Source organism: Amycolatopsis sp. NPDC059657, from assembly GCF_042734395.1.
Taxonomy (GTDB): Bacteria; Actinomycetota; Actinomycetes; order Mycobacteriales; family Pseudonocardiaceae; genus Amycolatopsis.
The window spans coordinates 1-9,323 of the sequence record NZ_JBHWEB010000209.1; the positions used below are offsets into that span (position 1 = coordinate 1).

Genomic DNA, 9,323 nt, shown 5'->3' on the forward strand with positions numbered 1-9,323 from the left:
CCAGAACCAACCCGACCACGTGAAAGCCTTCTTCGGCAAGGAAGAAGTCCGCTACGCCGCAGACTGACACGCCATATTTGCCTTACGGATCAATAGAACCGTCCGCAACACTCACGACCTGCCTTGGCGGGGCGCTCGCTCCAGGCTCGTGGTCGCGAGGTGGGTGAGGGAGGCTCTCACCCAGGTTCGGCCGCGAGGTCACGCCACGATCGAGTGGCTGCGGAAGAACTAGGCCCGTGAACGGCCTAAATCCTCCTCACGCCCCCGCCGACTGGCCGGTGCACGGAACCCGTCGGGCGCCGCATTAATCCCTGTCGGGTGATCCGCACAGCTCCCCTTCTCGTCTCGGCGAAATGCCCACTTAGCCCGCCCTCGGGTGCTCGTGACGACACAAGGGCCACCCTTGTGTCGCTAGAGCTGACACGGGCGACCCTTGTCACCTCGACTCGGGAGATTCGCGACATCACGTGTACCAGGAACCACAGGAGTCACACACGACCGGCGTGCTACTAGTCTGCCGGACTTGGTGACGAGTGGAAACGCGAGAACCTTGCGAGAGCGGCAAACTCGCGTACGGGAGCGGCACAGACTCGTGCGGGGCGGCAGCTCGAATGGCTGTGTGGCCGCGATTTGAGAGCCGGGGCCGGCCGATGGGTGGGGCCGGCCCCGGCTGCGGGTGCAACGATCGCTCACCGGGCAGTGGCGGGTGGGGGGACCTGCCACCGAACGCCCGGCTTGCGTAGGGGTGTCATTGCATGGTCAACGCTAGCCGCTGATCGCGAAGGAAGGCACGGTTTCCACAGAACAACGACATGGTTCCGCGCCGTGCGGACAGCCGGTCGGCGATCACCTGAGGGATATCCCCCGACTCGCCGGAAGTCTCGCGTCACGGTGTCCGAAGGCCGCTTCCGGCATGTTCACTGTTAACCGTCCAGAAAGGACTCTCGTGCGTCGGGAAGGAGCGCCTGACATGAATGTCGCACTGCAGGTGTTGGTGGGGACGATCGCGGGTGCGGTGATGCTCGTCAGGGTCGGGGCGGCGATCTGCCGGGCGCGGATCGATGCCCAGATCGCGGCGAGGCGTGCCCGCCATGAACAGGACGTCCACAAAGGACTGCCCGAGCACTCGTGCCGGTGAGCGCGGAACTCAGCCCTCGAACTGGCCGCTGAGCACGGCCGTCGCGAGCTCCACCCGTGACTGGTAACCGGTTCGGGTGAACAGCCGTGAGAGCCGTCCTTCGACGCTCTTCTCGCTCGTGACCAGCACCCTCGCGATCTGTTTGTTGCCAAGGCCTTCGGCCGTCAGGATGGCGAGCAGGAGTTCGTTCTCCGCGACCGTCGCCTGCCGTCCCGGCACCGCGATCCCGTGCTCGCGCATCAGCGGCCGTGTCAGCGCCCGGCCGAGCAGTGCGCCGAGGTCTCCCAGCAGGGAGTACACCTCGCCGAGCAGTGCCGGGTCCGCGAGGCCGTAGCGCACCAGCCGCTCCATCAGGACCGCCTGTTCCAGCGGTTGCTGTCGTCGCCTCGCGAGCGCGAGTGCGGCGTCGGCGGAGCCGCTGTCACGGTGGACGAGTGCGTGCAGCGTCAGGCGGCGGATCTCGGCGGTCTCTGTGCCGAGCTGCCCCGCGATCTTCTCAACCTTGTGCAGGTACTCCGGCAGGCCTTCGAGCCGGCCCGCCGTGTGTTCGATGTCCGCGAGGTTCGCCCACAGCGTGTCGGTGAACGCCACGACCCCGCTTTCCTCGGCTTGCCGCACCGCGGCTCGCAAGGTCGACTGCGCCTGCTCGACGTCGTTGATGAGCAGTTCGTACCAGGCTTCGGGCGCCGCGAGCGCGTGCGGCATCGCAGGGTGGCGGGACCTCGCGGTGGCCAGCAGGTCGCGGCTGCGGGCGAGCTTGCCCCGCAGGAGCTGAATCGAGGCGGCGAGCTGGAACATCACGGTCTGGTAGGCATCACAGCCGTTCGGCGAGCTGGTGGCGAGGTGCTTGCGCGCGAGTTCGAGCCCCTCGTCGATTTTGCCTTCGTAGAAGGCTTTCGTCGCCTGGGTCGCGGCACCGAGTGCGACCGGGACTTTCCTGGTGCTGGCGAGCAGCTCTTCGGCGCGGTGAAGTTCGCCGAGTGCCAGCAGCGCACCGGTATGGCAGCCGAGCTCGCCGATCGGTTCCTCGCCCGCTTCGACCCTGCCAGGCAGGCGCGCGATGTCGGCGTCGAACTCGTCCACCACACCCAGCCAGAGGTTGGTGATCGGGCTGATGAACTGGATGTATCCGGCGATCTCATCGGCTTCGTCAGCGCACCGGAGGTTCTCCAGCAGTTCGTGCGTCTCCTGCCAACGGCCGAGTACGGACAAGGTGAAAGCCCTGGCGAAGGTCTTTTCCAGCGGGGTGCCGGGCCACGGCCACCAGCCGCCGTCCGCGATCTCGCGCAGTGTCTCCATGTCCTTGGCTTCGTGCAGCGCCGCCAGATGGATGAAATAGATGGGCACCACCTGGCCACCGGGGAGCTCGTCGGCGTAGCCACGCAATACGGCGTCCGACGACTCGAGCGCGAGTTCGGCCCTGCCGCGCTGCATGCAGGTCCGCGCATGGGTCAGCAGAATGCCGACGCGTTCGGCCCGGTCCGTGGCCAGCTCGGCGGCCGCGCGCAGCCACGCGATGGCCCGGTGACCGTCGGCGTGCGCCACCCGCTCGGCATGGGCCAGCAGCTCCTGGCGCGATCGTTCGGGATCGACCATCCGGCCCGCGGCGACGAGCTGGTCGGCCAGAAAGAACGGATCGGGGCAGTCGGCCTCGCCGTTCCACAGCGCCGAGACGGCGAGCTGGGCCAGCCTGCGTCGCTCGAAGGGACCGAGCTGGCTGCTGAGCGCGGCGGCGACCAGCGGTATCCTGAAGCACCACGCCGAATCGACCGCGCGATGGTGCAGTGTTCCGGTGTTCTTGAGCAACGTCAGCCGTTCGAGCACCTCGACTTCGGTGCTGCCGAGTGCTTCGGCGATCAGCCGCGGCGCGGCCTCGCCGAGCGGGCTCAGCACCGCGATCGCCTTGGCCACGCCCCAGACCTGGGCACCCCTGCGTCGGATGGCGAGCACCAGCTCGTGATTGGTGGAAAGCGCGGGCGCGCAGTGTCCGGTCAGATAGGCGTGCCGGTCGATCAGCGACATCATCCCGTTGTCGCGGTAGATCTCCAGCGCGGTGATGATCGTGCCGGGCCAGCCACGGGTGAGCTCCCACAACCGCGAAACCAGCAGCGGTTCTGGCCGCGCGCCCAGTGCCTCGGCGATCAGCAGGCCTGTTCGCCTGACGGGGCGAGGGCGGAGTGTCACGTGCCGCAGCAGTCCTTCGCGGCGTAACCGATCGAAGGCGCCGCCGAACGCGGCCTTGGTCTCAGGCGGCAGTGGCAGTGCGATCGTGCACACGCAGACGACCTTCGTGCCCGCCAGCTGCCGGATCGTCGCCTCGAAGGCGGGCAAGGCGGCCGGGTGCAAGTGCTGGGCATTCTTGACAAGCAGAACGGTGCGACCCTCTGTCCGGCCCGGAATCAGTTCTGTCAAGCGAAAATCTGGCCTCGCGTCGCTGAACGACAGGTTAACGGACTTGAAATTGGACTGTTCGCCGAACGGGTGTCGCGTGCCGAGGACACTCAGTTCGTCGGCCGCCGCCGCGAGGTCGACTCCGCTGGGGCCTGCGAAAACGACCAGTGGCGGGACTTCTCCCGAGTGAAGGACCTGTGCCTCGACGATCTCGGCGGCGAGGATCTGGCGCGGAACGGGGAGACGGTCTGGGGTCACGGCTGCTTCTCTGGGTCGTCGGGGGAAGCGGGATGTGTGTTCGGACACTTCGTGCTCACCGCCGGTGCGGTGAGGCGGTTAATGGTTGTCTCGGGCCCGGATTAACCGGGGTAAGTCGCCCGAACGAGGTCGGAGGTCGCGGTGAAGTCTTCCTGAGGTTGCGGATATCTTAAGGCTAGTCTGTCTGTTAAAGCACGGCGTCGATGCGCGGAGCTACGTCGGCGAGTCGGAGCAGGCTTCGGCGGTAAGGGATTGAGGAGTTCTGGTGCCCAGGGATCACGTCGCCATCGTAGGCAGGCAGGCGGAACTGGCAGCGGTCGACGAGTATGCCGAGGCGGCCACCCTGATTCTCCTTCGCGGGAATATCGGCACTGGAAAAACCACCCTTTTGAGTGAGGTTGCGCGGGGCTGGCGAGCGCGGGGTATCACCGTCCTGCGAATCGGCGATTTGGGCACAGTTCCAGACTGGGACTCGTTTGCGACCCGCGCCTTGATTCAAGCGATTCGAAATAACTTTCATGAAATTGGCGACTCCCGGGTGGCGGCGGCGTTGCGGGCCGTCACCCGATCGAGTGATTCTGAAGTGTACGCATCGGCTCGGGAGCGTTCGGTCCTGTTCGCCGACGTGGTTCGGTTGTTCCGTTGCCTGCGTGCCAACGGCCCCGTCGCCGTGCTCGTCGACGACGTGCACACCGCGCCGAACCCGGAACTGGCCGTGGCGGCGGCACAGCAGGCGGGGTGCACGGTCGTCGCGGCCTGCTGTGAGGACGGGATCACCGCTGAGCCGACGTCGTTGAGCACGATCGCGAGCAGGGTGTTCGACCTGGCGCCACTGCCGGACGAGCAGGTCGGCGAGCTGCTCGCGGCGGTCGCTCCGGGCAGGCTGGACGAATCCGTCGCCCCGGCACTGAGCACCTGCCTCGGCTCGCTGGCCGGAAACCCCGGTGCCGTGCTCGGCACCTTCGAGAAGCTGATCGAGGATGGTCGCTTCACGGAGGTGCAGGGGTACCTGTGCCTGCGTGATCCCGCTGCCCCGGTGGCTTTGCCTGCCGGCCACCATCTCGTCCGGCATCTGGCGCGGTTCGGTGAGCCCGGCAGGCAACTGGTCGCGCTCGTCAGTGGTGCCGACCGGTTCAGCGTCGATGACCTGCTGACGTTCGCGGCGGCCACCGGCCGCGAGCTCGGCCACTGCGGCCGGATGATCGACGATCTAGTGGCGGCGGGCGCGCTGGACTATGACGACGACGGGATAGTGAACGTCACCTGCCCCGCGCTGGCCGCGGCCACGCTGGACGAGCTGAGCGCTGATGGCGTGGCTTCGTTGCATCGCGTGCTCGCCGAACATCTGCTACACGACGAGCACGCGCACCCCGTGGAACCGGCGGTGGTCGCCGACCATATCGCGCTGGCAGGCGCGGCCCTGGCGCCGGACGTCGCGCTCGTGCCCATTCTCGAGCGCGAGGCAGTGCGTGTGCTGTGGGTCAACCCGCTGCTCGCCGCGCGCTGGTACCGGGCGGCGCTGCGGCACTGTCGCCCCGGTGGGCCAGAACGCGGCCGGATTCTGGGTGCCGTGCTGCGCTTCCTGGTGCGGGGGGCGCACTATCGGTGCCTCAATGAGGTCGTCGGCGAAGCCGTTGCCGACGGCGTCGACGACGAGCGGCGATACGAGCTGGCGGCGTCGGCGGCGCTGGCCGCTGTGCACACCGGCGTGCCGGTGCCCGCCCCGGTGTACTCCGCGCTGGCCACGGACGCACGCGGTCGTGCGCCGCTGGAGATCGCCTCAGCCTGGTTCAACGGCAGGGAATCGTTCACCGGCGAGGAGCTGGAAGCCGCCTTCGGCGCCTTCCGCGTGGACGAACGCAAGCCGGTTGAAGCCGTTTGTGGTCAGGACGACCTCATAACGATGTTCAAGTCGGTGCTCGGTAGCGCGTACGGCGAGCCGCAGTGCGGTCCGCTCGCGATTTTCCGCCGCGTCATCCGGAACTACGGCAGCGGTGACTGGTCCGGCATTCCCTCTGACGTCCGGCAGCTCGAACTGGCGGGCTCGGTGGAAACGGCTCAGCAGCAGATCGCGAGGTTGCTCGTCGCGGAGGTTCTCGCGTCGATGGGCGACTACGACGGCGCCACGGAGTGGGTGGCGGTGAGCGGTGAGCGCGGTATGTTCCCCGCGCTGCGTGCCTGGGTCGAGATCGGGATCGGCTATCGGTCAGGGGAGTGGGACCGATACGCCGAGCGAGGCTGGGCAGCCTACGGTGAGATCGCCGCGAAGGTGGGCGAAGACAGCGAACTGGGCCTGCGGTCGTTCCTCGTGCGGCTCGCCTCGCTGGAGATGCAGGCGGGCAATACCGAGAAGCTGCGAGCCATCCGCGACGACACGAAACGGTGGCACGCGCGCTATGGCGGGGAAAGCCTGCGGTTGGCCGAACTCATGCTGCGTGGACTGGTCGATCAGGACTATGCCGCCGCGACCGAAGCGGTCGAGGTAGTGCGTAAGCGAGACGACCTGAGCGAGCTCATGCGCGCGCTGATGATCGTCGCGTTCGCCGCCAAGGAGCCGCGTCCCTGGTACCACGAAGCGTACGAGATCGCCCGCCGCCTGGGCGGGGACTGGATGCGGATGAACATCAAGACCTTCATGCGCCGCGACGCCGTCGCGGCCCCGTCGCACCGCGTCGACCGGGAGTTGCTGACGGATGTCGAGAAGCGCGTCATCGAGCTGATCCAGCAGGGCCTGACCAACAGGCAGATCGCCGGAGCGGTTCAGGTGAGCGAGAAGACCGTGGAGAACCACCTCACCCGGCTGTTCGCGAAGACCGGCTGCCGCTCTCGCCTCGATCTGGCGACGGCGAGCCTGGAAGGACGTCTGGTCGTCGCCGAGCAGGGATGGGCGCCGCTGGTGGACGGCAAGTCGGGTTAGCGTCGTGTGATCCTGCTGGCTTTGCGTTGATGTCATCGCCATCTGTCGACAGATGGCGTAAGACGAGCAGGATCACCACTGCATATGCGCGGGCCCGCATATTTCGCACCGGCCGGTGTGAGATGGAACTCGATTTTCGTGACTTGAGAAAGATTTGATATTCGCGTCATAAGGTGCGCCTCGGCGCGTCTGGCGGAAACTGGCCGCCTGTATGTCCAGGGGCCGCGCCGACAAAGGCGGCGAGCGTAAAGAGCGCCGAGGCGAACCTTTCGCAAGTGGTCAAACTGAACAAAATTCACATCTGGTAGACGTGGATCTGGCCTGGTATACAACGTCCTGATCGGCGCAAATGCTGTCGAGAGTGTGCCGGGAGTGTTCTTGAGGGATTCCCCTGGATTCGTCCGGTCCCGTTGCTCCGCGGCCAATGGCCTGTCGATACTGTGACCATGGGTGTTGGTGTTGACGAGATGTCATCACGCTATGGGTTTCGAAGCGGTTCGAATAGCGCTGCCTGCGCAGTTTAATCAGGGGTTCTTCAGACGGGTGGGTATCGACCATGACGCTACTTGATGATAGGCCAGGGCAGGTCTGCCGTTCTTCGAGTTCTTCGCTCGCCGGTGCCGATGTGCTTGTCGAGCGGATGCTCGCCGATGTCGCCCCCGAAACCGCGAAGCCCGCCACGAAGGTGCTGTTCACCGAGGTGGTGCGGATCTATCGTCAGGTGCTGGATGAGGGACACGCGGTCGTGCCGGCCCATCGGGCGCGGGTCCGTACGGCAGGGCAGGCGTTCGCGGTCTCGGGCGGTTCGGCCGACAACGTCGTCGACATGCTCGGACGGCTGGCATCACACCTGATCGGCGTGGTCGCCGCCCAGCGGCCCGCGCAGGTGGTCCTGCTGGTCGATGTCGCCCATCTGCTGGTCCGCGACTTCCTGGCAGGCGCGGTCGGCCAGCCGAGGACGGCGGAGCAGACGAAGGAGAAGCGCTGGGCCATGGTCCAGCGGCTGGTGCTGGACAGTGAGATCCCGCCGGAGATCCTGGGCACGCTCGACCTCGACTACACCGTGGCCGTGCTCCGGTTCACCCGCCGGGTGCCCAAGGACCGGCTGATGGCGCTGATCGAGGAGTACGCCGTCGACGGCGTACTGAGTGCGCCTGCCGAGGATGGTGCGGTCCTGCTCGTCCCGGATCGTGCCGAAGGTTTCCTTTCCCGGTTGTCCGACGAATGTGAAGCCAGGCTGGGCCTCTCGCCGTGGTTGGCGACGGCGTCCCGGGCCCGCGCGGAAATCGCGTCCGGATACCAGGAAGCGAAGGACATCCTGGCCCTGGCCATGGCCAGCGGGCAGCGGCCGGGGCGGTTCCAACTCGATGACTTCCTGGTCGAGTACGCCATCGTGAGCGATCCATCGGTCTGCCGTAGGCTGGTGACGGTGATCGAGCCGCTGTTCGCGCACGAGGTGCTCCGTGAGACGCTGGAGATGCTGATCCGCACAGACTTCAATCGCACCACCGCCGCGCGTGACCTGTTCATCCACCGGTCCACATTGGACTACCGGATTCGGCGGATCGAGGAGATCACCGGGCACGGCCCGATGAGCAGCCGTGGCGCCTATGTTCTGCGAGTGGCGATGACCGCGTATGCGATGGCGGGCAGCGAGACACAGGTCTGACTTCGCAGTAGTGGGAGGAATCTTGGCTTTGCCGATGCGGCGGCCGTTGGTGCTCGACGGCGGACTGTCCAACCAGCTGGCCGCTGCGGGCTGTGACCTCAGCGGCGCGCTCTGGTCGGCCAGGCTGCTGCTGGACGACCCCGGCGCCGTGATCGGAGCACACGAGGCCTACTTCCGTGCGGGGGCCGACGTCGTGACGACCGCGAGCTATCAGGTCAGTTTCGAAAGATTCGAGGCCGCGGGCATCGACGACGCGACGACCACGGACGTGCTCCGGCGCAGCGTCGAGCTCGCCAGGACCGCGGCCGACCGGGTGACGGAGCGGCGCGGACTACGGGTCGCCGCGTCGATCGGGCCCTATGGCGCGATCTCCGCGGACGGGGCCGAGTACCGCGGCGCCTACGGCTTGTCCAAGGCAGAACTCACGGCGTTTCACCGGCGGCGGCTCGACGTTCTGGTGGCCGCACATCCCGATTTCCTGGCAGTGGAGACGATCCCGGACCTCGACGAGGCCGAGGTGCTCGCGGACCTCGTCGACGACTACGACGTTCCGGCTTGGCTTTCGTACACTGTGGATGGTTCTCGCACCCGAGCGGGGCAGCCGCTGGCCGAGGCGTTCGCGATCGCCGCCGGATGCGATCTGATCATCGCGACGGGAATGAACTGCAGTCCGGCGCGGGACATCGACGCGTCGATTGATCTCGCGGCGCGAATGTCCGGGAAGCCCGTGGTGGTCTACCCCAACAGCGGCCAGGTATGGGACGCGGATACGCGGACGTGGCTGGGAGAGTCCACCTTCGACCCCGCCACCGTCGGCGACTGGATCCAGCGCGGAGCCGGGCTGATCGGCGGTTGCTGTCAGGTGCGGCCGGACCAGATCCGTGAACTCGCGACGATGATCGAGCACTGAAGGTCGTGAGGGGTCGTGAGCGTTGCGGGCGGTTCTAGCC

The 9,323-nt window shown here is 66.9% G+C and carries 6 protein-coding genes; 5 read left to right on the plus strand and 1 reads right to left on the minus strand.

What is annotated here, in order from left to right; genetic code table 11:
• The first annotated feature begins 970 nt into the window (after positions 1-970).
• Positions 971-1,138 (plus strand): hypothetical protein, encoded by a 168-nt coding sequence (locus tag ACFV15_RS46785; protein ID WP_378359813.1) that lies wholly within the window; start codon positions 971-973, stop codon positions 1,136-1,138.
• A gap of 9 nt (positions 1,139-1,147) precedes the next feature.
• On the opposite strand, the gene ACFV15_RS46790 is transcribed toward ACFV15_RS46785, so the two are convergent.
• Positions 1,148-3,469: a LuxR C-terminal-related transcriptional regulator gene (locus tag ACFV15_RS46790; RefSeq protein ID WP_378359814.1), complete on the minus strand. Its 2,322-nt coding sequence runs from the start codon at positions 3,467-3,469 to the stop codon at positions 1,148-1,150.
• 9 nt (positions 3,470-3,478) lie between these two features.
• On the opposite strand from ACFV15_RS46790, the gene ACFV15_RS46795 reads away from it, so the two are divergent.
• The 4 genes from ACFV15_RS46795 to mmuM all read left to right on the plus strand — a co-directional run bounded on the left by ACFV15_RS46795 (position 3,479) and on the right by mmuM (position 9,283).
• The gene (locus ACFV15_RS46795) at positions 3,479-3,892 is read left to right on the plus strand and encodes a hypothetical protein (protein ID WP_378359816.1); all 414 of its coding nucleotides are present in this window, start codon (positions 3,479-3,481) and stop codon (positions 3,890-3,892) included.
• Positions 3,893-4,052: 160 nt separating this feature from the next.
• Complete coding sequence (locus ACFV15_RS46800; RefSeq protein ID WP_378359818.1) at positions 4,053-6,704, plus strand: LuxR C-terminal-related transcriptional regulator; 2,652 nt, start codon at positions 4,053-4,055, stop codon at positions 6,702-6,704.
• Between the two features lie 556 nt (positions 6,705-7,260).
• The gene (locus tag ACFV15_RS46805; protein WP_378359820.1) at positions 7,261-8,373 is read left to right on the plus strand and encodes a PucR family transcriptional regulator; all 1,113 of its coding nucleotides are present in this window, start codon (positions 7,261-7,263) and stop codon (positions 8,371-8,373) included.
• Positions 8,374-8,395: 22 nt separating this feature from the next.
• Positions 8,396-9,283 (plus strand): homocysteine S-methyltransferase, encoded by an 888-nt coding sequence (mmuM, locus tag ACFV15_RS46810; protein WP_378359822.1) that lies wholly within the window; start codon positions 8,396-8,398, stop codon positions 9,281-9,283.
• The last annotated feature ends 40 nt before the right edge of the window (positions 9,284-9,323 follow it).